This window comes from Pedococcus sp. P2_A3, from assembly GCF_056405035.1.
The window spans coordinates 36,211-57,277 of record NZ_JBFUCW010000003.1 but is presented as its reverse complement, the minus strand read 5'-3'; the positions used below and the strand labels follow the sequence as shown (position 1 = coordinate 57,277).

Annotated in this window: 17 protein-coding genes and 3 tRNA genes; 7 read left to right on the top strand and 13 right to left on the bottom strand. The window is 72.1% G+C overall.

Annotated features, from left to right (window positions below; all coding sequences use genetic code 11):
- The first annotated feature begins 1 nt into the window (after nt 1).
- The 3 genes from AC1DX8_RS03605 to AC1DX8_RS03595 all read left to right on the top strand — a co-directional run bounded on the left by AC1DX8_RS03605 (nt 2) and on the right by AC1DX8_RS03595 (nt 4,535).
- A complete protein-coding gene (locus AC1DX8_RS03605; protein WP_477628537.1) occupies nt 2–1,186 on the top strand; it encodes a C40 family peptidase in 1,185 nt (394 codons plus the stop codon).
- Nucleotides 1,183–3,852 (top strand): magnesium-translocating P-type ATPase, encoded by a 2,670-nt coding sequence (mgtA, locus tag AC1DX8_RS03600; protein WP_477628536.1) that lies wholly within the window; start codon nt 1,183–1,185, stop codon nt 3,850–3,852. Before AC1DX8_RS03605 ends, mgtA begins: the two co-directional genes overlap by 4 nt.
- 95 nt (nt 3,853–3,947) lie before the next feature.
- Nucleotides 3,948–4,535 carry a GNAT family N-acetyltransferase gene (locus tag AC1DX8_RS03595; protein ID WP_477628535.1) on the top strand — a complete coding sequence of 196 codons (588 nt, stop codon included), beginning with the start codon at nt 3,948–3,950 and terminating at the stop codon, nt 4,533–4,535.
- Between the two features lie 96 nt (nt 4,536–4,631).
- On the opposite strand, the gene AC1DX8_RS03590 is transcribed toward AC1DX8_RS03595, so the two are convergent.
- Nucleotides 4,632–4,708: transfer RNA gene (locus tag AC1DX8_RS03590), tRNA-Phe, on the bottom strand.
- A gap of 158 nt (nt 4,709–4,866) precedes the next feature.
- Here AC1DX8_RS03590 and AC1DX8_RS03585 point away from each other — a divergent pair.
- Nucleotides 4,867–5,793 carry an NADP-dependent oxidoreductase gene (locus tag AC1DX8_RS03585; protein ID WP_477628534.1) on the top strand — a complete coding sequence of 309 codons (927 nt, stop codon included), beginning with the start codon at nt 4,867–4,869 and terminating at the stop codon, nt 5,791–5,793.
- A 111-nt stretch (nt 5,794–5,904) separates the two neighbouring features.
- Here the strand turns inward: AC1DX8_RS03585 and AC1DX8_RS03580 are convergent.
- The 9 genes from AC1DX8_RS03580 to AC1DX8_RS03540 form a co-directional block, all read right to left on the bottom strand.
- Nucleotides 5,905–5,978, bottom strand: a tRNA-Asp gene (locus AC1DX8_RS03580).
- Nucleotides 5,979–5,997: 19 nt separating this feature from the next.
- A tRNA-Glu gene (locus AC1DX8_RS03575) sits at nt 5,998–6,070 on the bottom strand.
- 176 nt (nt 6,071–6,246) lie between these two features.
- A complete protein-coding gene (locus AC1DX8_RS03570; RefSeq protein WP_477628533.1) occupies nt 6,247–6,621 on the bottom strand; it encodes a GntR family transcriptional regulator in 375 nt (124 codons plus the stop codon).
- Nucleotides 6,618–7,529, bottom strand: a complete 912-nt coding sequence (locus AC1DX8_RS03565) for a hypothetical protein (RefSeq protein WP_477628532.1) — start codon at nt 7,527–7,529, stop codon at nt 6,618–6,620. The genes AC1DX8_RS03570 and AC1DX8_RS03565 overlap by 4 nt, the downstream gene beginning before the upstream one ends.
- 69 nt (nt 7,530–7,598) lie before the next feature.
- Complete coding sequence (locus AC1DX8_RS03560; protein WP_477628531.1) at nt 7,599–8,651, bottom strand: PHP domain-containing protein; 1,053 nt, start codon at nt 8,649–8,651, stop codon at nt 7,599–7,601.
- Between the two features lie 42 nt (nt 8,652–8,693).
- The gene (locus tag AC1DX8_RS03555; RefSeq protein ID WP_477628530.1) at nt 8,694–9,533 is read right to left on the bottom strand and encodes an SDR family NAD(P)-dependent oxidoreductase; all 840 of its coding nucleotides are present in this window, start codon (nt 9,531–9,533) and stop codon (nt 8,694–8,696) included.
- On the bottom strand, nt 9,530–9,775 hold the full coding sequence (locus AC1DX8_RS03550) for a hypothetical protein (RefSeq protein WP_477628529.1): 246 nt from the start codon (nt 9,773–9,775) through the stop codon (nt 9,530–9,532). The genes AC1DX8_RS03555 and AC1DX8_RS03550 overlap by 4 nt, the downstream gene beginning before the upstream one ends.
- Nucleotides 9,776–9,858: 83 nt before the next feature.
- Entirely contained in the window at nt 9,859–10,932 is a 1,074-nt protein-coding gene (locus tag AC1DX8_RS03545) for a hypothetical protein (protein ID WP_477628528.1), read from the bottom strand.
- Entirely contained in the window at nt 10,929–11,918 is a 990-nt protein-coding gene (locus AC1DX8_RS03540) for a pirin family protein (RefSeq protein ID WP_477628527.1), read from the bottom strand. Before AC1DX8_RS03540 ends, AC1DX8_RS03545 begins: the two co-directional genes overlap by 4 nt.
- 79 nt (nt 11,919–11,997) lie before the next feature.
- Here AC1DX8_RS03540 and AC1DX8_RS03535 point away from each other — a divergent pair, with 79 nt between their 5' ends.
- The 3 genes from AC1DX8_RS03535 (at nt 11,998) to AC1DX8_RS03525 (ending at nt 16,856) form a co-directional block, all read left to right on the top strand.
- Entirely contained in the window at nt 11,998–12,867 is an 870-nt protein-coding gene (locus AC1DX8_RS03535; protein WP_477628526.1) for an alpha/beta hydrolase, read from the top strand.
- Nucleotides 12,868–13,050: 183 nt separating this feature from the next.
- The gene (locus AC1DX8_RS03530) at nt 13,051–14,100 is read left to right on the top strand and encodes a hypothetical protein (RefSeq protein WP_477628525.1); all 1,050 of its coding nucleotides are present in this window, start codon (nt 13,051–13,053) and stop codon (nt 14,098–14,100) included.
- Nucleotides 14,101–14,180: 80 nt separating this feature from the next.
- The gene (locus AC1DX8_RS03525) at nt 14,181–16,856 is read left to right on the top strand and encodes an AMP-binding protein (RefSeq protein WP_477628524.1); all 2,676 of its coding nucleotides are present in this window, start codon (nt 14,181–14,183) and stop codon (nt 16,854–16,856) included.
- Here AC1DX8_RS03525 and AC1DX8_RS03520 read toward each other — a convergent pair.
- From AC1DX8_RS03520 to AC1DX8_RS03510, 3 genes are read right to left on the bottom strand one after another with little or no spacing between them, the layout of a single operon-like run.
- The gene (locus tag AC1DX8_RS03520; RefSeq protein WP_477628523.1) at nt 16,826–17,914 is read right to left on the bottom strand and encodes an ABC transporter ATP-binding protein; all 1,089 of its coding nucleotides are present in this window, start codon (nt 17,912–17,914) and stop codon (nt 16,826–16,828) included. The genes AC1DX8_RS03525 and AC1DX8_RS03520 overlap by 31 nt on opposite strands.
- On the bottom strand, nt 17,911–19,446 hold the full coding sequence (locus AC1DX8_RS03515) for an ABC transporter permease (protein ID WP_477628522.1): 1,536 nt from the start codon (nt 19,444–19,446) through the stop codon (nt 17,911–17,913). Before AC1DX8_RS03515 ends, AC1DX8_RS03520 begins: the two co-directional genes overlap by 4 nt.
- Complete coding sequence (locus AC1DX8_RS03510) at nt 19,447–20,478, bottom strand: iron ABC transporter substrate-binding protein (protein WP_477628521.1); 1,032 nt, start codon at nt 20,476–20,478, stop codon at nt 19,447–19,449. It abuts the gene before it with no gap.
- Nucleotides 20,479–21,067 lie beyond the last annotated feature (589 nt).

Sequence of the window (21,067 nt, the reverse complement as noted above, 5' to 3'; positions counted from 1 at the left end):
CGTGAGCCTGGAGGTCGCTGCGTCTGCCGTCGTCGCCACGGCCCTGCTGTTGTCGGGCTGCGCGGGATCTCCACCGCGGTCACCGCAGACGACCGCGGGCAGCACCACCTCCGCCACGACGTCCACCACGCGAACTCCGACCCTGACCACGCGGCCGCCGACCACGGGGCCGCCGACGTCGGGGCCGACGAGCACCGGCCCGGCGACTGCGGCGCCGACGAGCGCCGGCCCGACGACGCGGGTACCCTCGACGCCTCCGGCCCCCTCGGGAGCCGTGCCTCGCCCCGGTCGCCCCGCCTGGGTCACCGTCTCGGTCGCCACGATCTGGCGTTCGTCGTCCTCCCCACGCGCGGTCGACGCTCCAGCGCTGCGCTCACCGGCCGGCATACGCTCCTGGCTCGGCACGATGACGCTGGCCGACCGGCGCGGCCTGCAGGGACGCGCCGACACCCAGGCCCTCCTGGGTGACCGGGTGCTGGTGACGGCAGTCCGCGGCACGTGGGCCAAGGTCGTCGTCCCCGACCAGCCGACGCCGCTGGATCCGCGCGGGTACCCGGGATGGGTGCCCCTGCGACAGCTCACCGCGGCCGCGGCACCCTCGGCCACGACGGTCGCGACCGTCGTGGCCAGGACCACCTGGCTGCGAGCCGACACGGCTACTGCGGCCAGGGTGGTCGAGGTCAGCTACGGCACGCGGCTGCCGGTGCTCGGACGGCTCGACGGCTGGCTGCGGGTGGGGCTCCCCGGCGGTATCGTGCGGCGGGTGGACCTCTCCGCGGTGGTCAGGACCGCCGTGGCGTCGCCCGCGTTGCGAGCCACCGGGGTGTCGATCGTGCAGTCTGCGAAGTCGTTCACGGGTTTGCCCTACCTGTGGGCTGGGCGCTCCGGCTTCGGGTTCGACTGCTCGGGGCTGACCTCGCTCGTCTACCGGGTGCACGGTGTGGTGATCCCCCGCGACGCCGACGCGCAGTTCGCCAGGGGCAGCCGGGTGCCGTCGGGTGCGACAGCGCCGGGAGACCTGCTCTTCTACGCCACGGCCTCGGGCTACGTGCGCCACGTGTCGCTGTATGCCGGCTCCGGCCAGATGGTGCAGGCGCCGGCGACCGGTCAGAGCGTCCAGACCATCCCCGTGACGACGCGCCCGTATGCCGCCGAGTTCGCGGGCGCGCGCCGGTACCTTCGGTGACCGCCCGGCGCCCGGCGGTGGCCGCGCTCCCGTCGTCGCTGGACCCGGCCCGCTCGCCGTCGATCGAGGTCGCCGCGGCGCTCGCACCGGACGCGGCACTCCACGCGCTGGCTTCCGGGTGGGCAGGGCTGACCTCGGCCGAGGTCGCCTCCCGGTCGGCGATCTTCGGCCCGAACGCCGTGCGCTCCCACCACGCGAGCGGTTGGTCGGTGCTCGCCCGCCAGCTGCGCAGCCCGCTGCTGTGGCTGCTGCTCGGCGCCGCGCTCGTGTCAGGGGTGGTGGGCGAGGGGCTCGACGCCGCCATCATCGGGGCGATCGTGGCGGCCTCGGTGGGCCTGGGGTTCGCCAACGAGTACCGGGCCGAACGCGCGGCCGAGGCGATGCACTCGGGCATCCGGCACGAGGTCGCGACGACCCGCGACGGTGCTGAGGTGAGCGTCGAGGTGACCCACCTCGTGCCGGGGGACGTCGTTCACCTGGGCGTGGGTTCGATCGTCCCCGCGGATGTGCGGATCCTCTCCGCGAGCAACCTCACGTGCGACGAGTCGATCCTCACCGGCGAGTCGGTGCCGTCGGAGAAGTCGGCCGCGCCGGTGGCGAGCGGCGTGCCGCTCGACGAGCTGTCGTCGTGCCTGTTCATGGGCACGGTCGTGCACGAGGGAGCGGCCGATGCCGTGGTGGTGGGCATCGGCTCCGCGACCCAGTTCGGCCGGATCGCTGTCGGGCTCGGCGAGCACCACCCCCAGACCGAGTTCCAGCTCGGCCTGACCCGGTTCTCGGGCCTGCTGGCGAAGCTGGGCGGTGGGCTCAGCGCGACGATCTTCGTCATCAACCTCGCGTTGGGCCGCCCCGTCATCGACGCCATCCTGTTCTCGCTCTCCGTCGCCGTCGGTATCACGCCCCAGCTGCTCCCCGCCGTGGTCTCCACCAGCCTGGCCACCGGGTCGCGGCGCCTCGCCGAGAAGAAGGTGCTCGTCAAACGGCTGGTGTGCATCGAGGACCTCGGCGACATCGACGTCCTGTTCACGGACAAGACCGGCACGCTGACCGACGGCCAGATCAGCTTCGAACGCGCGATGGACCCGGCCGGCACCCCCAGCGAGGACGTGTTCAGGCTCGGCCTGGTCTGCAACGAGGCCACGTCGGGCAGTGACACGGCGGTGAGCGGCAACCCGCTCGACGTGGCCCTCTGGGCTGCGCCGGGCGCGTCGACCAGCCTCGTCGACCCGTTCCACCGGGTGGCCGTCGCCCCCTTTGACCATGAACGGCGGTGTGTGTCGGTGTTGGCCGACCACGACGGCCAACGGCTCCTCATCACGAAGGGCGCTCCCGAGACGGTCCTCGACCGCTGCACGGACGTCGCGGAGGGCGCTCGTCGTGTGCTCGAGGCCGAGTTCAGCGCGGGCCACCGCGTCGTCGCCATCGCCAGCCGGGCGGCGCCGGACCTCACCACCCTCGTCCCCGACGACGAGCACGACCTGACCCTCGCCGGCTTCCTGGTCTTCCTCGACCAGCCGAAGCCGTCGGCGGCAGCGTCCCTCGCCCGACTCGCAGGGCTCGGCATCACCGTCAAGATCGTCACCGGCGACAACGCGGTCGTGGCCGAGACCGTGTGCCGGGCCCTCGGGGTCGAGTCGGGTGGCACTCTCACGGGCGCCGACATCTCCTCGCTCGACGACACCCAGCTCACCGCCGCGGTGAGCCGGGCCACCATCTTCGCGAGGGTCAGCCCGGAGCAGAAGGCCCGCATCCTGCGCGCCCAGCGAGACGCCGGCTCGGCCGTGGCGTTCTTGGGCGACGGCGTCAACGACGCCCTCGCCCTGCACCACGCGGACGTCGGGATCTCGGTCGACTCGGCCACTGACGTCGCCAAGGACGCCGCCGACATCATCCTGCTCGAGCGCGACCTCGGCGTGCTCGCCGACGGCGTCGCGGAGGGGCGGCGGATCTTCGCCAACACCATCAAGTACGTGCTGATGGGTACGTCGTCCAACTTCGGGAACATGTTCAGCGTCACCGTCGCCGCGGCGTTCCTGCCGTTCCTGCCGATGCTCCCCTTCCAGATCCTGCTCAACAACCTGCTCTACGACACCAGCCAGATGGCCATCCCGACCGACCGGGTGGACGAGGAGCAGCTCGCGCGTCCCTCGCACTGGGACATCGGGTTCATCCGCCGCTTCATGATCCGCTTCGGCCCGATCAGCTCGGTGTTCGACTTCGCCACCTTCGTCGTGATGCTCCAGGTGTTCCACGCGACCGCTCCCGAGTTCCGGTCCGGCTGGTTCGTCGAGTCGCTCGCCACCCAGACCCTCATCGTGTTCGTGATCCGCACCCGTCGGGTCCCCTTCTTCCGGAGCCATCCCTCCAGGGCGTTGCTCGTCTCGGTGCTCGCCGTGGTGACCGTCGGCGTCGTGATCCCGCAGGGCCCGTTCAACGACCTACTCGGGTTCGACCCGCTCCCACCGGCGTTCTTCGCGGTGCTCACCGTCTTCGTCGTCACGTACCTGGCCGCCGTCGAGGGAGCCAAGTACCTGCTCTACAAGACGGTCGTCCCGACCACGGCTCGTCCCCTGCGCCGCGACCCCGCCCACCGCGTCCACCGGCTGTCCGCCCGCTGGAGCCACCACCTGCCGCTGCCTCCGGCGGTCAGCAGCGGCCAGACGTGACCCTGCCCCGACAGGCAGTCTGATCCGGGCGGCCCGCACCGTGACCCCGGCAAAGCGGACGCCGAACGTCCGCGATCTCGAGTACGTTGCCGAGCATGTCCGAGTACACGATCAGGGCACTCACGCCGGAGACGTTGGACGACTTCGCCGCTCTCGTCGAGCGCAACAAGGGCATGTTCGCCAGCTGCTGGTGCACGTGGTTCCATCCCGACTGCGCGGAGAGGGGCCAGACCGCTGAGGGCAACCGGGCGCTCAAGAAACAGTGGGTGGCCGAGGGCATCGCGCACGCGGCGCTGGTCTACGACGGCGACCTCGTCATCGCCTGGGCGGAGTACGGGACTCCCGACGAGCTGCCGAACATCCACCACCGCAAGGAGTACCTCGCCACCGCCGAGCGCCTGCCCGACTACCGCGTCACCTGCATCCAGGTGGAGCGCAGCCATCGGGGTCAGGGGCTGGCAGCGGTCGCCCTGCGCGGAGCCGTCGACCTGATCGCGCAGGCCGGCGGAGGGCTCGTCGAGGGCTACCCGCACGACACCGGTGGGGTGCGCAAGAAGAACTCGTCGTTCCTCTACAACGGCACGCGCACGATGTACGAGCGCGAGGGCTTCACCTACGACCGGCCCAAGGGCCTCGGCAACTGCGTGATGGTGCGCGAGGTGGCCGCGAGCACCTCCGGCTGACCCCGAACGCGCCCCGCTCGGTGTCAGGCCGGGCGGGCGGCTCCCGCAACAGCGAAACCGCAGGCCAGCGTCGGGCTGACCTGCGGTTCCGGGGAGTGGTGGCCAGGGGCGGGGTCGAACCGCCGACCTTCCGATTTTCAGTCGGACGCTCGTACCAACTGAGCTACCTGGCCGTGTCGCAGGTCCGTGGCGGCGGACATGCGATCGCGGCGGCCTCGTGCCGAAGCCCGGGGGACCGTCGCGACTGCAGGATCATAGCCGATCGAGAGGTCTAACTCACACCCGGGTGCAGTAGCGGAATACCCGCGTGTGCAACGAAGTTGCGCTGGGCATGAAGGCAATCACCTACGCCGAGTACGGCGACCCCGACATCCTCCAGCTCACCGACGTGCCCGACCCGAAGGTCGGACCCGGCGAGGTGCTGATCCGTGTGCGCAGCGCGAGCGTGAACCCTGTCGACTGGAAGGTCGCCAAGGGCTACCTCGACGGCCTCATGGTCGTGAGCTTCCCCGCGATCCCGGGCTGGGACGTCGCCGGTGTCATCGAGGCGGTCGGTCTCGACACCCCTGAGTGGTCCGTCGGCGACGAGGTCATCGCGTATGCCCGCAAGGACTGGGTGCAGGGCGGCACCTTCGCCGAGCTCGTCACGGCGCCGGTGCGCACCGTGGCCCGCAAGCCGAAGTCACTCGACTGGCACCAGGCGGCCGGGCTCCCGCTCGCCGGCCTCACGGCATACCAGCTGCTCGCGCGGTTGGGGCTCAAGGAGGGCGAGACCGTCCTCGTCCACGCCGCCGCCGGTGGCGTGGGCCTCCTCGCCGTGCAGATCGCCAAGGCGCTCGGCGCCCGCGTGATCGGCACCGCCTCCGAGTCGAACCACGAGTTCCTGCGCGGGCTGGGCGCCGAGCCGGTGTCGTATGCCGAGGGGCTGGCCGAGCGCGTGCGTGAGCTCGCCACCGACGGTGTGGACGTCGTGGCCGACTTCGTCGGCGGCGTCCTGGAGACCACCCTGGCGGTGCTCAAGGACGGTGGGCGACACGGGTCGATCGCCGACGGGACCGTGGCCGAGGCCGGTGGCATCTCCGCGTGGGTGCGTCCCAACGCGGACGACCTGACCGCCCTGGGCGACCTCGCCGACGACGGCAAGCTGACCGTGCCGGTCGCCGAGGTGTTCCAGCTCGCCGACGCGGCGAAGGCGTTCGAGCTGAGCCAGACCGGTCACGTCCGCGGCAAGATCGCCATCGAGGTCAGCACCGACTGAGGTCGGGTGCCTGAGGGGGCGCTCCGGACCCGCCTCAGGCGCCTGACTCGGGCGGTGACAGCACCGGACATGCCGAAGGGCCCGCACTCTCGTGCGGGCCCTTCGTGTGGGCGACCCCGACCGGGCTCGAACCGGCGACCTCCGCCGTGACAGGGCGGCGCGCTAACCAACTGCGCTACGGGGCCTAGGTGGTGCTGTGTTGCGTATCCCCAACGGGATTCGAACCCGTGCTACCGCCGTGAAAGGGCGGGGTCCTAGGCCGCTAGACGATGGGGACCAGTTCAACGGCCCCCCGCCGTTTAGCGCCAGGCGCGGATCCGTCGAGGACTCGCGAAAGCATAAGGGCAGACCGCCCCGATAACCAAAACGGGTCCGCGCCTGCTGCCCCGGGTGCGGTGGCCAGAGGCCCCCGGTGCCCGCCCCGAGCACCCGAGGGTATGCGGCGTGCCCGGGTCAGGCGCGCGCCTCGCGCAACGCGGCGCGCACCAGGTCGACAGCGGCCGACTCGCTGAGACCGGCCCGCGCCGCGCGGATGGCGTACTCGGCGGCGCTGCGGTTGAGAGCCACGTCGAGCGGCTGCGAACCCGCAGCCACGATGGTGCCGGCCCTTCGGCGGGTGGTCACCAGTCCTTCGGCCTCGAGCTCCTTGTAGGCGCGGGCGACGGTGTTCACCGCCAGCCCGAGGTCGGCGGCCAGCGCGCGCACCGTCGGCAGCCGGTCTCCCTCGCCAAGGCTGCCCCGGCCGATCAGCCCCGCCAGCTGGGCGCGCACCTGTTCGTACGGCGGTTCGGCCGCCCCCAGGTCGATGGTGACGAGCAGGTCGCTCACGCGTCGGCCCTGATCGTGTCAGGGGCGGGCACAGCCTCGTGGCGGGGGAGGCGCGGGCTCCCCACTCCGAGCGCGCCCAGGGCGAGCAGGAGCAAGGCCAGACCGATCGCCGTCGCGGTGAAGCCGAGGTCCTGCACCCAGTCGAACGGCGGTTGGGGGCTGCCCGCGTCGTTCATCCGCAGGTTCTGGGTCACGCTGTTGACGGTCGCCCCCATCGTCAGCCAGAGTCCGGCGGCGGTGCTGAGGGAGCCAGCCGCGGCAGGTCGCAGGACCCGCACCATGGAGACACTGCGGACGGCGGCGTCGAGCTCCTCGTGGAGCGGGCCGAGCGCCGGCCGGGCATCGACCCGCGCCCAGGCGAACCAGGTGGCCGCCGCGAGCACGGCGATGGCGATCCCGACCACCACGGCATACGAGGAGCCCGGGTAGGGGCTGCCGGCGGCGGTGACGTCGTCGCTCTGGCGGGCGAAGGAGCGCCCGTCACCGGCTGCGGTCAGGGTGCCGATCGCCAGCGCCGCGACGGTCGCGGCGAGACCGACCCCGACCAGGCGGGGCAGCCACGCGGGTGGAGTGGCTCGRCGACCGCCCAGGTTCGCGGTGCGCACCGCACCCGTGGGGCGTGGCCAGGTCAGCTCCGCGACGGCCGCGGTGAGCACCGCGACGGTGCAGCCGAGAGCCGGAAGGGTGGCCAGCCGCAGGTCGAGGTCGAGGCTGCTCGCCCAGCCCAGCCAGACGAAGGTGGCCGCGAACCCGGCCACCCCAGTGGCGGCCGAGGCCGCCAGCGAGCGGGCCTGGGCGGCCCGTGCTGCGCCGCGCGACTGCACCGTGTCGACGAGCCGGATCACCCCGGCGACGAGGATCCCCAGGGCGACGGGGACGAACAGCAGTCCTGCCAGTGCAACGGCCATCACGGCTCCTTTGTCTCAATGACTTAACTCATTAAGACATTGGACTCTGCCGTTCGTCAAGCCTCTCCGTCACGCCCTGGAGGCAGTCCACTCCAGAAGTCGCTCGACGTCCCAGGTCGTGATGATCCTGTCCGGGTCGATGCCCAGCGCCTCGGCGCGCTCGCAGCCGTAGGCCTTCATCTCCAGCTGTCCCGGCGCGTGCGCGTCGGAGTCGATGGCGAACAGGCAGCCGAGGTCCATCGCGAGCCGGATGAGGTCGTCCGGAGGGTCGCGGCGCTCGGGGCGGCTGTTGATCTCCACCGCCGTGTGGTGCTCGGCGCAGGCCTCGAAGACCGCCCGTGCGTCGAAGTCTGACTGGGGTCGCATGCCCCGTGACCCTTCGACGAGTCGGCCGGTGCAGTGGCCCAGGACGTTGACGCGAGGGTTGGCGACCGCTGCCACCATCCGCTTGGTCATCGGGGCGCTGTTCATCCTCAGCTTCGAGTGGACGCTGGCGGTGACGAGGTCGAGCTTGCCCAGCATGGTGTCGGTCTGGTCGAGGGAGCCGTCGTCGAGGATGTCCACCTCGATCCCCTTGAGCAGCCGGAACTCCCCGTCGAGCGAGGAGTTGATGGCCTCGACGATGTCGAGCTGCTTCGTGAGCCGCTCGGCCGTCAACCCGTTCGCGACCCTCAGCTGCGGTGAGTGGTCGGTGAGCACCAGCCACTCGTGGCCGAGCTYGACCGCGGTCAGCACCATCTCGTCGATGGGACTCCCACCATCCGACCAGTTGGAGTGTGAGTGGCAGTCGCCCTTGATCCGCGCGAGCAGCTCCGCGCCGCCCTTGGCGAGCGGCTTCGCCTTGTCCTGCAAGGACTCCAGGTATGCCGGGAGCTCACCGTCCAGGGCCGCGCCCACGACCGCTGCGGTGGACTTCCCGATCCCGGCCAGGTCCTGCAGCGTGCCCGCCTCGTGCCGGCTCCGCAGCTCGTCGTCGGGCGTCTCGCGCACGGTGACGACAGCCTTGCGGAACGCCTCCACGCGGTAGGTGCCGGCGCGTTCGCGCTCGAGGAGGAACGCGATGCGCCGCAGGGCCTCGTCAGGCTCGACGGGTGCGGTGAGGGGTTCGACAGCGGCGACCACGCGCTCGAGTCTAGGGCGGGCGCGGACTGCCGCCTCGAGCCGTCAGGTGTTGAACTGAGCCCGCATCATGAGGTCCCAGACCCGGTCGCCGCCGAGGGCCCRGGTGGCGATGAGCGCTCGGGCTGTGGGCGTCACGATGTAGCGAGGCTTGGGGTGGCGGGACTCGATCGCCCTGCGGATGACCTTGCCGACGGCCTCGGGTCCGGCCGAGATCAGGCGGTTGCCGTAGCCGCCCGTGGTGTTGCTGGCACTGGAAGCCAGCAACGCGGCATACGGTGAGTTGCCTTGGGCGGCAGCGGTGCCCGAGGCGAGCGCGGTGCCTTCGAAGCCGGTGCGGATCAGGCCCGGCTCGACGAGGCTGACGCCGACGCCGAAGCCGCGCACCTCGTTCCGGAGGGCGTCGCTCAGGGCCTCCACGGCGTACTTGGTCGCGTGGTAGTAGCCACCGACGGGGAAGGTGAAGCGACCACCCATGGAGCCCACGTTGACAATGCGTCCTTCGCGGGCCGCACGCATGGCGGGCAGGACCAGCTGGGTCAGGCGGGCGAGGCCGAACACGTTGGTCTCGAACATGGTGCGCACCTTGTCGAGGTCGGTCTCCTCGATGGTGCCGTACTCGCCGTAACCAGCGTTGTTGACCAGCGCGCCGACCCGGCCGTGCTCGGCCTCGATCGCCCGCACGGCCGCCGTCATCGACTCCTCGGACGTCACGTCGAGGGTGAGGACGTGGGCGCCCGCGGTGGCGAGCTGGGTGAGGGTCTCGGCGCGGCGGGCCGTGGCGTAGACGACGTGACCGGCGTCGAGGAGAACCTGCGCGGCGGCGAGCCCGATTCCCGACGAGCAGCCAGTGACGAGGACGGGACCGGTGGGGGCTGGGCTCACGACTGGTCGCGCGGACCGTTGGACCGGTCGCGGCCGCGGTTCGAGAGCCGCTCCACGCCGGCGTAGGCGAGCCAACCGACGACCAGGGCGATGATGAAGGCGATCCACGAGCTGAGGTCCGGGACCAGTGCCGCGACCACCTCGCGCACGATGACGATCGCGCAGACCGCGACGATGATCGGGGCGAAGGCGGCGACGCCAGTGGGGCGGTTGCCCGGGCGGCCGCCGGAGGTGGGGCTCATGTGGTCAGTCTGCCTCATCGGCCCACCACGCCCGACCCCTGTGGGCCGGCGTGGTCGGGGCGCGTCCTGGCCAGCATGACTCCTCAGCGGGTGTAGCGGATCACCTCGTCGCCGTCCCGGACCACCACGGACGTCCGCTCCAGTCGGAGCAGGCTCAGGGGCCGATCTGACACGACCTGGCCGCGCAGGTCCCCGGTCCGGTCATCCCACAGCTGCAGCACGGCGATCTGCCTGCCCCAGCGAAACGGGTTGGTGCGCAACGACTTCCGCAAGGTGGTCGCGGTGAGCCCGCCGGATCGTGCGACGACCGCGGCCGAGGTGGGGGGAGCCGCGCGAGCGGTCTGCTGTCCGGTGGCCAGGTCGAGCCGCACCGTCAGCGACGGCCAGCTGACCGTCAGCGCGCTCGCGTCAGTGGGATCGGCTGTGAGGCGTGGGGTCTGTGTCGCAGGACAGGTCGGGAGCACCCGGGTCCAGGCCGGGTCGGCCGTGACGTAGGCGGCGATGACGCACCTGCCGTCCTGCACCACCTCGGTGACGACGGGTCCGTCGGGGAGCGCGACGAACGACCTCCCGGGCTGGAGGGCCGCGCGGCCACTCGCCGGGTCGGTCACGAGCACGCCTCCGCCCACGCTGGCCGCGTCGACTCGGGGGAGCGCTCCGGAGGGGAGGGGGTCCCGCGGGGCGACGCCGTCGGACGACCAGGTCTCCTTGCCCTGAGGGTCGAGGCCGACCAGCCGACAGGTGTCCTCGGGGCGGCAGGTCAGCACGGTCGTGTTGCCGCCGTTCGCCGCCACGGGGGAGGCCGTCGCGCCAGCGGGAGCCCGCCACGTCCACCGGGCCGTGGCGTCGAGCCTCGCCGAGTCGACCCGGCCGGGGCTGGCGATCACGAGGCGGTCGTCGGCGACGTACGGCGTGCCACCGTGCACCGACCCGAGGGTGACCGTCTTGCCGGTGCGCAGGTCGAGGGCCGTGTTGCCACCGCCGACCACGGCCCGAGCGGCGACCACCGAGCCGGCGACGGCCTTGGCCGACCACTCGCCGTCGAGGCCCTGGGTGCGCGGCGTCAGCAGGTACAGCCCGAGCCCCAGCAGGAGGACCAGGCCCACGGCGGCGCCGGTCGCGCCGAACCCCAGCCGACTCGCGAAGCGCTGCCTCACGAGTCCCGGCTGCTGCGAGCAGCGTTGCCCCGTGGGCGGATTCGCACAGCAGGGATGGGGGGCGCGGGCAGGTGCTGCACCTCACCGGCATACCCCTCGACCTCGCCGAACCGCGCCGAGTGGGCCATCCACTCGTCACGCGCGGCGACGATGTCCTCGTGGCTGCGGCCCACGAAGTTCCACCACATGACGATCTCCTCGTCGAAGGGCGGGCCGCCCAGGAGGAGGACGCGAGCCGGCGCGTCGGCCGTGTTGTCGAGCCTGAGCGCCGGCGTCTCGGTGGGGAGGTAGGCGAGGTGGCTGCGCGGCGTGGCTGTGCCGTTGACGGTGAGCCCCTCGCTGTCGGCCAGCACGCCGTGCTCGTATGCCGCGTCGAGGGCGAGCTCGACGCTTGCACCGGGGTCGACGGTGACCTCTGCGCCGAGCAGGGGGGTGAAGGTGTCGACCGGGGAGGTCTGGCCGGCGAGGCTGCCGAGGAAGACGCTCACCATGGCGCCGCCGACCCGTGTCGGGGTCGGTTCGTGGTGCTGGAAGGACTTGGGCGCGTTGCGGTGCGCCTCGGGGAGGGCAACCCAGAGCTGGGCGCCGTGCAGCACGGTGGTCCCCGGTGTGGACACTTCGGAGTGGGCGATGCCGAGACCGCCGGTCATGAGGTTGACTGCGCCGGGACGGACCAGCGCGTGGGAGCCGAGGCTGTCGCGGTGCTCGATCTCGCCGGTGAACAGCCAGCTCACGGTCTGCAGCCCGGTGTGCGGGTGGGGCGGGACGTCCATGCCACCGCTTGCCCCCACGTCGTCCGGGCCGTAGTGGTCGGCGAAGCACCAGGCGCCGATGAGGGAGCGTTGCCGCTGGGGCAGGGTGCGCCGGACCGTCATCGCCCGAGGCCCGCCCAGAGGGACGTCACGGGGCTCGAGGAGCTCGACGCCCTCAGCCGGCGGCGTGGTGGGGCAGACGGTCTCCTGTGGCCGGGTCTCGACGTTGCTCACCAAGCCAGTGTCGCACCGCCCGTGTGGTTGTCTGGGGGAGCATCGAGCCCAGCCCCCCACGAGCCGCGGAGCGCAACCCATGAGCAGTGACCACGCGGTGGCTGACGTCGGCGAGTCGACCCAGTGGGAGCGAGTGGGTGGCACCTGGCTGCGGATCCACCGCTTCACGCCTCGGCCCGGGGAGCTCGCGCCCCGTGGTCCGCGCGACCCGGCGCGGTCGGGGATGGCAGTGCTGGTGCCTGGTCTCGGCCTGCCCCGCTACCTGCATCCGCTGGCCCGCCACCTGGCAGCGCAGGGGCTCGAGACGGTGCTGCTGGACGCCCTGGCCTGGCGCGGTCGCCGTTCCGCCGGCGGTCGTCGTTCCGCCGGTGGTCGCGGTTCCGCCGGCGCTGGCGCGCAGCGGGCGGTCCCGACCATCGCGGGCCTGTCGGAGCTCGCCGATGCGTGGCTGCGTCGGCAGGAGGAGGGCCCGATCGTCGTCGTCGGCCACTCGACCGGCTCGCAGGTGGCTCTCGAGGCAGTCCTCCGGGTCCAGCGGAGCCGGCCCGCCCTGGCGCTCGTGATGGGCGGGCCGACTTTCACGCCCGAGCAGCGTCGCCTGCGCGGGCTCGTCCCTGCCGCGCTCACGGCATACCTGAAGGACCCTCCCAGGGAGCTCGTCGTGCTCAAGGACGTCGCCCGGGTGCGCACCGACCTCGCCCGCATCGTGCAGTCCGGCCGTCGGCACCCGACCGACAAGCGGGTGGGCCTCCTGACCGTGCCCCTCACCGTGACGGCAGGGGAGGCGGACTCCTTCGCCCCACGCGACTGGCTGGACCTGCTCGCACGCCGCGCCGGTGACTCCAGTCGTGCGGTGGTGCTGCCCGGGTCGCACAACAACCCCTTCACGTACCCCGAGGAGTTCGGCGCCCTGGTGCTCGAGGCGGCCGACCGACTCCGACTGGGTTGACCGGCTCCGGCTGGTTTGACCGACTCCGGCTGACCCAGACGGGCCGGTGCCACGGTGCACCAGCCTGTTGCGGGCCTTTGGTCCCTGTGGGCGATCACTGACCCAGTGCTCTGGTGGAGGGGTGCGGCAGCTCGCCGTTCACCGGCGCCCCGGTGGAGTGCCGGACCTGGAGAGGACGCGCACATGACCCGACCAAGCGCAGTGAAGATCGCCGCCGGCGCGGCGGCCGCCCTTGCCCTGGCGATGATCCCGCAAGCCGCGGGGGCAGCAACCGCAGACGTCACCGCCTTCCGGGCCAACCCCGCCTCGGTCCGGTATGTGGAGCACCCGTTGGGGTTCGACGCGCGCATCACCGACATCAACGACCGCGGACTCGTCGTCGGGGAGTCGAGCGGTCATGCGTTCAGCTGGAGCGCCCGCACCCGGCTCATGACCGACCTCGGCGGCGTGCGCTCGGTCGCCAACGGGGTGAACGACCTCGGCCAGATCGTCGGCGCCTCGGACTTCGGGTCCGCTGGCCACGCAACGCTCTGGAACCGCGGGAGCCAGCAGCCGCTCGACCTGGGCACGCTCGGTGGGTCCTCCTCGACCGCCTGGGCGATCAACAACGTCGGGGTCGTCGTAGGCAACTCCGACACGGCCGACGGTACCAGCCATGCCTTCCGGTGGGACCCGCGCAGCCGCCGCATGTCCGACCTGGGCACCCTCGGTGGGGAGTCGTCCTCGGCAACTGCGGTCAACGACCTCGGCCAGATCGTCGGCTGGGCGCGCACCAGCCAGTTCCTCGCGCACGCGTTCCGCTGGGACCCGTGGTCCGGGCAGATGCGGGACCTTGGCGTCCTGCCGAACAGCGTGGTCTCCTTCGCGACGGGCATCAACAACCGAGGTGAGGTCGTCGGGTTCACCAACAACGTGGGTGACTTCACCGACCGCACCTTCCGGTGGGACCCGAGGACGTCGCGGATGTCCACCCTCCCGGGGGTGCCGGACGTCTTCAGCCACGCGACCGGCATCAACGAGCTCGGCCAGGTCGTCGGCTACTGGGACGACCAGTCCGGGCGGGCGACCGCGTTCGTGTGGAACCCCGTCCGACGCAGCCCGGTGATCCTTCCCCGCATGGCTGCGCCGCCGTTCTCGGTCGTCACGGCGCCCTCGGCGATCAACAACCGCTCGTGGGTCGTGGGCGCCGATGGGCAGCCTGTCCTGTGGATCCCCACCCCAGCAAGCGGCTGAGGCGCCGGCACCGGCGCTCGCTGGACCAGCGGCTCCGGGCCCGACTTGGTTAGGTAAGCCAACCCTAATATAGTCGCCGCGTGTCACTCGCGTACGTCACGGACAGCGCAGGGCGCGGGGTCGACCCGCGGCCCCCCTCTCCTCGACCCACGGCCGGCTTCCTGCAGCGGCTCGAGGAGTGGGGGGACCGGCCGTGCGTCGTCGCCCCGGGGGGTGACCTCACCTACGTCGACCTGGCGGGTGCCGTGCGCGAGGAAGCGGAGCGGCTGTCGGCCACCCGGCAGCTGGTCCTCGTCGCCGCGGAGAACTCGGTCGACTGGCTGGTCACCTACCTCGCCGCCCTGAGCCGCGGGCACGTCGTGCTGCTCGCGCCCGGCGACCGCCCCGACCACGTCGAGGGGCTGGTCCGGCGCTACCGCCCGGGGACGGTCGTCCAGCGGACCGGCTCGACGTGGACCGTGACACCCCGGCCCGACGCGCCCGAGCACGACCTGCACCCCGACCTGGCGCTGCTGCTCACGACCTCGGGGTCGACCGGGTCACCCAAGCTGGTGCGGCTGTCGCACGACAACCTCGACAGCAATGCGACCTCGATCGTCGAGGCGCTGTCGCTGACCGAGCACGACCGCGCGATGGCCACGCTGCCGGTCCACTACAGCTACGGGTTGTCCGTGGTGCACAGCCACCTGGCCTGCGGGGCCAGCCTCGTCCTGAGTGACTACTCGGTGGTCGACCCCTGCTACTGGGAGCTCTTCCGGAGGTCGGGGGCGACCGGGCTGTCCGGCGTGCCACACACCTACGAGCTCCTCGATCGCGTCGGCCTGGCCGAGCTGGACCTGCCGGGCGTGCGCAGCCTCACGCAGGCCGGCGGAGCGCTGCCGGCTGCGACCGCGGCCCGGTTCCGTGCGCTCGCCGCCGAGCGCGGCTGGCGGTTCTCGACGATGTACGGGCAGACCGAGGCCACCGCACGGATGGCGGTGCTGCCGCCGGCGCTGGCGACGACGCACCCCGACGCGGTGGGCCTCGCCGTTCCCGGCGGGGCGTTCCGGGTCGAGCCGCTGGGCCCGCAGGTCGGGGCGACGGCGATCCCGGCCGGTGTGGGTGAGCTGGTCTACACCGGGCCCAACGTCATGCTCGGCTACGCGACCTCCGCAGAGGACCTGGCCCGCGGGCGTGAGGTGCACGAGCTCCACACCGGCGACCTCGGGACGGTCGACGAGGCCGGCGTCGTGCGGGTCGTCGGCCGCCGCAGCCGCGTCGCCAAGGTGCTCGGCCTGCGGCTCGACCTCGACCACCTCGAGCGCGACCTCGGTGACGACGGCAGCCCGGTGCGGTGCGTCGACCTCGACGGCCGCCTCGGTCTGGTCACCCCGCGGCCCGACCACGCCGGGGCGCTGCTCGCGGTCGCGGCCGAGCGCCACGGCCTCCCACGGACCGCGGTCGTGGTCCTCGACGGGTGCGAGATCCCCGTCCTGTCCACGGGCAAGCCCGACTACGTCGCGATGCGAAGCCAGCTCGACGCCGTCCCCGCCCCGGTGGACGCCGACGGCGCCGACCGGTGCTCCCTCGTCGTCAGCCTCTACCGCACCCTCCTGGGTCGCCCCGACGCCAGCGCCCGCACCAGCTTCGTGGACCTCGGCGGCGACTCGCTCTCCTACGTCGAGGTCTCCGTCCGCCTGGAAGAGCTGCTCGGCGTGCTCCCCGACCAGTGGCAGCGGCTGACCCCCGCCGAGCTCGTGGACGCCCTCGCGACGCAGCCGACCGCGCGCCAGCGACCCCGCTGGCGGCGGCTCGAGACCAACGTCGCCATCCGGGCGCTCGCGGTCATCCTCATCCTGGCCAACCACACCAAGCTCGCCGACCTGCCCGGGGGCGCGCACACCCTGCTCGTGATCGCGGGCTACAACCTCGCCCGCTTCCAGCTCACGGCCCGGCCAGCCCGCGAGCGAGCTGCTGGGATCGTCCGGGGTGCCGCGCGGATCTGGGCCCCCAGCGCGCTCTGGATCGGCGTCGTCGCGCTCGTCGTGGGCACCTACGACTGGCGGAACGTCCTCATGCTCAACCAGGTGCTGGGCGACTGGTCCCGCTGGTCGCCGCACTGGCACTTCTGGTTCATCGAGGCCCTGGTGGCGCTGCTGCTCGGATCGGCGCTGTTGTGCCTCGTGCCCGGGTTCGACCGGCTGGAGCGGCGCTACCCGTTCGCGGTGCCGATGGCCCTGGTGGGCCTCGGGTTGCTGACGAGGTATGCCGTGGTGATCCCGGATGCGGGCCCCTACCGCGGGGCCAACGCCCTGGTCCTGGTCTGGCTGTTCGCGACGGGGTGGGCTGTCAGCCGGGCGACGACCACCGCCCAGCGGCTCCTCGTCTCGCTCATCCCGGTGCTGACGCTCCCGGGGTTCTGGACCAACATGCCCGGGCGTGAGGCGACGGTCGTCGCCGGTGTCCTGCTGCTCGTCTGGCTGCCTGCCGTCCCGGTGCCGGCGTGGTCGGTCAAGGGGCTGTCGGCGGTCGCCTCTGCGTCGCTCTTCGTCTACCTGACCCACTTCGTCGTGTACCCGCACGTGATGCCCGTGAACTCCGGTCTCGCAGTCGTGGCGTCGTTGGTCGTGGGGTTGGCCTACTGGAAGGCCTGGGGCTGGGCCTCCAGCGTCTGCACGGCAGCGGCGCGGGCGGCGGTGGCGCGCCTGCGCCGAGGCACCGGGTCACGTCGACCGGCGCGCCCGGCTCAGCCCGGGCTCGACACCGTCACGGCCTGACCGCCGACGAAGGCGCGCACCGGTCCGACCACGTCCAGGGCCACCGGGGTGCCGGCGGGCAGCGCCTCCAGCCCGTTCACACGGGCCGTCAGTCGCAGGCCGGGACGACCGTCTGCCCCGAGCAGGTCGACGGTGACGAGTGCGTCGTGGCCGAAGTAGGTCGTCGACACGACCTGGGCCCGACGGCCTCCGGGCGTCTTGACCAGCCGGAGCTGCTCGGGACGCACCAGGACGTCGACCGGTCCCGGGGTGGCCGGAGTGTCGAGCAGCAGCTCACCGAGCTCGCAGGCCACCCGGTCACCGCTCGTCCCGTCGCCGCTCACGACGCCGCTCACGAACTGGGCCTCGCCGAGGAACTCCGCCGAGCGGCGGTCGGCCGGCGCGCCATACACCTGCAGTGGCGTCCCCACCTGGGAGAGGCGACCTTCGTGCATGATCGCCACCTGGTCGGCGAAGGAGAGCGCCTCGGCCTGGTCGTGGGTGACCAGGACGACGGTGACCCGCTCGTGGCGCAGGGCCTCCGCCACCGCTTCGCGCGTCGCGGCGCGCAGACCGGTGTCGAGCGAGGAGAACGGCTCGTCGAGCACGACGAGCCGCGGCCGCGGCGCGAGCGCGCGGGCGATGGCCACCCGCTGCTGCTGGCCGCCCGACAGCTGGTCGGGGCGCCGGCCCATGAGTCCGGGGTCGAGGCCGAGGAGGCCGAGGAGCTCGGCGACCCTGCCGGTGTCCTTGCGTTCGGACCTGGGGAGGCCGAAGGCCACGTTGGCCGCGATCGACAAGTGGGGGAAGAGGTTGCCTTCCTGGGCCACGTAGCCGATCCGCCTGCGTTCCGGCGGCGTCCACGAGCCGTCGCCGGCCACCGTCTCGTCGTCGAGGACGACCGATCCGCTGGTGGGCGGCTGGAAACCGGTGACCACCCGCAGCAGGGTGGTCTTGCCGCAGCCGGACGGCCCGAGGATGGCGGTCGTCGAGCCGGAGGGCACGACGAGGTCGATGCCGTGCAGCACCTCCGTGCTGCCGTAGGACGCTCGGACGCCGCGCACGAGAAGCGTGGTCACAGGTCGGGCTCCTCATCGGAACGGTGCAGCAACAGGTACGTCACGGGCGTCGACACGAGGATGAGTGCGGCCGCATACGGCGCGGCGCCCGCGTAGTCGATGCTCTCACTCGCGCTCCAGAACGCCGTGGCGAGGGTGCGCACCCCGGTGGGCGCGAGGATGAGCGTCGCGGTGAGCTCCGTCGACACGGCGATGAACACCATCGCGAACCCGGCCAGCGCGCCCGGGAGGGTGAGCGGGAGCAGCACCCGCGCGAACGCCCTCGCCGGGCCGGCCCCCAACGCGCGAGCCGCCTGGGTGAGCTCCTCGGGCGCATGCGCCATGGAGGCGCGGATGCTCACCATCGCGCGCGGGATGAACAAGATCGTGTATGCCGCGATGAGCACGATGCTGGTCTGGTAGACGGGGCGCGCGTACCGGATGGTCAAGGTGACGAGCGCCAGGGCGACGACGACCCCGGGGAGCGACGACGCGACATACGTGGCTCGCTCGGTGAGGATGCTCAGCCAAGACCGCCGCCGGCTGATCAACCACGCCACGGGGAAGGCGGCCACGACGGTGAGCAGGCCCGCGACGACGGCCAGTCCGACGGTGTTGCCGACCGTCACGACCCAGGTGCGGGCGTCGAAGGTCGGGTCTCCGGCCGCGAGCCACTTGGCGAGGCTCCCGACGGGGACTCCCAGCGACAGCACGGTGAGCAGTCCCATGAGGGCCAGCGCGGGCACCGTCCACCGCCCCAGGGCCGCGGGCACCGCACGACGCGAGGTGCCGCGGCCGACCCGGGCCTGGCGGCTCGTGCCACGCAGCAGCTGGTCGGCGGTGAGCAGCCCCAGGCACAGGGCGATGAGGACCAGGGCGAGGAGGCTGCCGGCGCTGTCGCTGAACGCAACCTGGAACTGCTCGAGGATGGCCGTGGTGAAGGTCGGGAAGCGCAGCATCGCCAGCACGCCGAACTCGGCCAGCAGGTGCAGTGACACCAAGAGCATCCCGCCGAGCGTGGCATGGCGCAGCTGGGGCAGGACCGCCCGGGCGAACCCTCGCCAGGGGCCGAGGCCGAGCGACCGGGCGGTCTCCTCCACCGTCGGGTCGAGGCTGCGCAGGGCTGCTGCGACCGGGAGGAACACGAAGGGGAAGTAGGAGAGGGTGGTCACCAGGACCGCCCCCCGCAGGCCCTCGAGGTCGGGCCTGATGGTGACCCACGCGTAGCTGTTGACGAAGGCCGGGACCGCGAGCGGGCACACCATGAGCACCCGCCAGACCCGGGCACCGGGGAGCGAGGTCCGCTCGACGAGCCAGGCGGCGGTGACACCCAGGAGGGTCGTCGCGGTCACGGTCAGGACGACGAGGGCGGTGGTGTTGCGCAGGAGCTCTGCGACCCGCGGGCGCCACAGGAGGGTACGAGCGGCGTCCCAGCCCACGTCGATGCTCGCGGCCACGACGACCCCGAGCGGCAGGAGGCAGAGGACGGCGACCGCGAGGCTGGTGACCACGACGGGGACGGGGGAGGTCGACCCCCTGACGGACCGGGCCACCTAGAGGATGCCTGCCTTCGTCATGAGCTCGATGACCTTGGGTCCATTGAGCTTGGCGGGGTCGAGGTCGGGCGCCTCGAGGGACGACAGCGGCTCGAGGGCGGGGTCGGACGCCACGTCGTTGCCGACGGCGTACTCCTTGGCGTCACTGCTGGCGAGCAGCTTCTGGCCCTCGGGGCTGGTGACGAACGCCAGGAACTTCTGGGCGTTGGCGGCGTGCTTGCTCGCCTTGAGGACCGCACCGCCGGAGAGGCTGACGAACGCGCCGGGGTCCTGGTGGCGGAAGTAGAGCAGCTTGGTGTTCTTGCTGCCGGCCTTGGTGAGGGCCTGGTCGCGGTACCAGTAGTAGTGGTACATGATCCCGACCGGGACCTGGCCGGCGTTGACTGCCTTCATCACGGCGATGTTGTTCTGGTAGATCTTGCCGCCGTCCTTGAGGCCTTTGAGCCAGGCCGCAGCCTTGGTCTCGCCCTCGGTCGCGACGATCGCGGAGACGATGGCCTGGAAGTCGGCGCCGCCAGCCGCGGCACCCCACTTGCCGCTCCACTTCGGGTCCTGCAGGTCCATGATCGACTTCGGCAGCTCGGCCTCGGAGATCTTGCCCGGGTTGTAGACGAGCACCGTGGAGCGCGCCGCGATGCCGATCCACTGACCGCTCGACGGGACGTAGGCCTTGCCCACCTGGGCGACCGTGGCGGCGTCGACCGGCGCGAGCAGCCCGGCGTCCTGCACGGTCGTCATCGCGGGGGAGTTCTCGGTGAGGAAGACGTCGGCGGGGGACTTGGCGCCCTCCTGGACGATCTGGTTGCCCATCGACGAGTCGTTGCCGTAGCGGATCTGCACGTCGATCCCGGTGTCCTTCTTGAACTTCTCGGCCCACGCCTGCGTGAGGTTCTCGTGCTGGGCGCTGTAGATCGTGAGCTTCTCGGGGTCGAGCTGCTTGCCGGCTTCGAGCGTGCCGTCACTGCACGCGGTGATGGCCATCAGGCTCACCACGCCGAGTGCCGCGAGGATGGAACGTCGAAGGGCCACGTCAGTACTCCTGGGGGTCGTCCGCGACGCGTCCTGCGCCGACAAGGGAAGGCTTACCTAACTAAAGGCTACAGCCTCCCTGCCGCCCGCCGAGACCCCCATGGCGTGACCGCACTTCTGGCCACCCCTGTCGCACTCGACCCCGTGGTGGCGCTGCCGATGCGGCACCGGTGGCCCGAAGTGCCGGGGGTATGCCGCGACCGTCGCCCTGGCGTGCCTAATCGGGAGGCGCCCCAGAGTCCAAGTCGCCACGAGTCGGTGTCTTCCTCCCCACCGGGGAGGCGCTCGGTGTCGCCAGCTTGCGCGCGCCAACACGCAGAAGGGCGAGGGCCGGGTCTCCGGCGTGGACGAGGCCCTGCCGATGTTCCTCGACGGCCCCGCCAGCATGGGATGAGACCCAACTCCGGGCAGCCCTGTCAGAGCTAGCGCCGGCCGGCCTCTGGACGGCCGCCGGGGGAGGGTGGGCCGGTAGATCGACGGCGATCCGCGGCGCGATGTTTCTCGAGGTGCTCGATGGTCACGTGCGGCCCGCGTGCCGGCGTCACCATGCGCGTGGAAGCGCGTCCCTCAGTTGCCGCTCAACGACGAG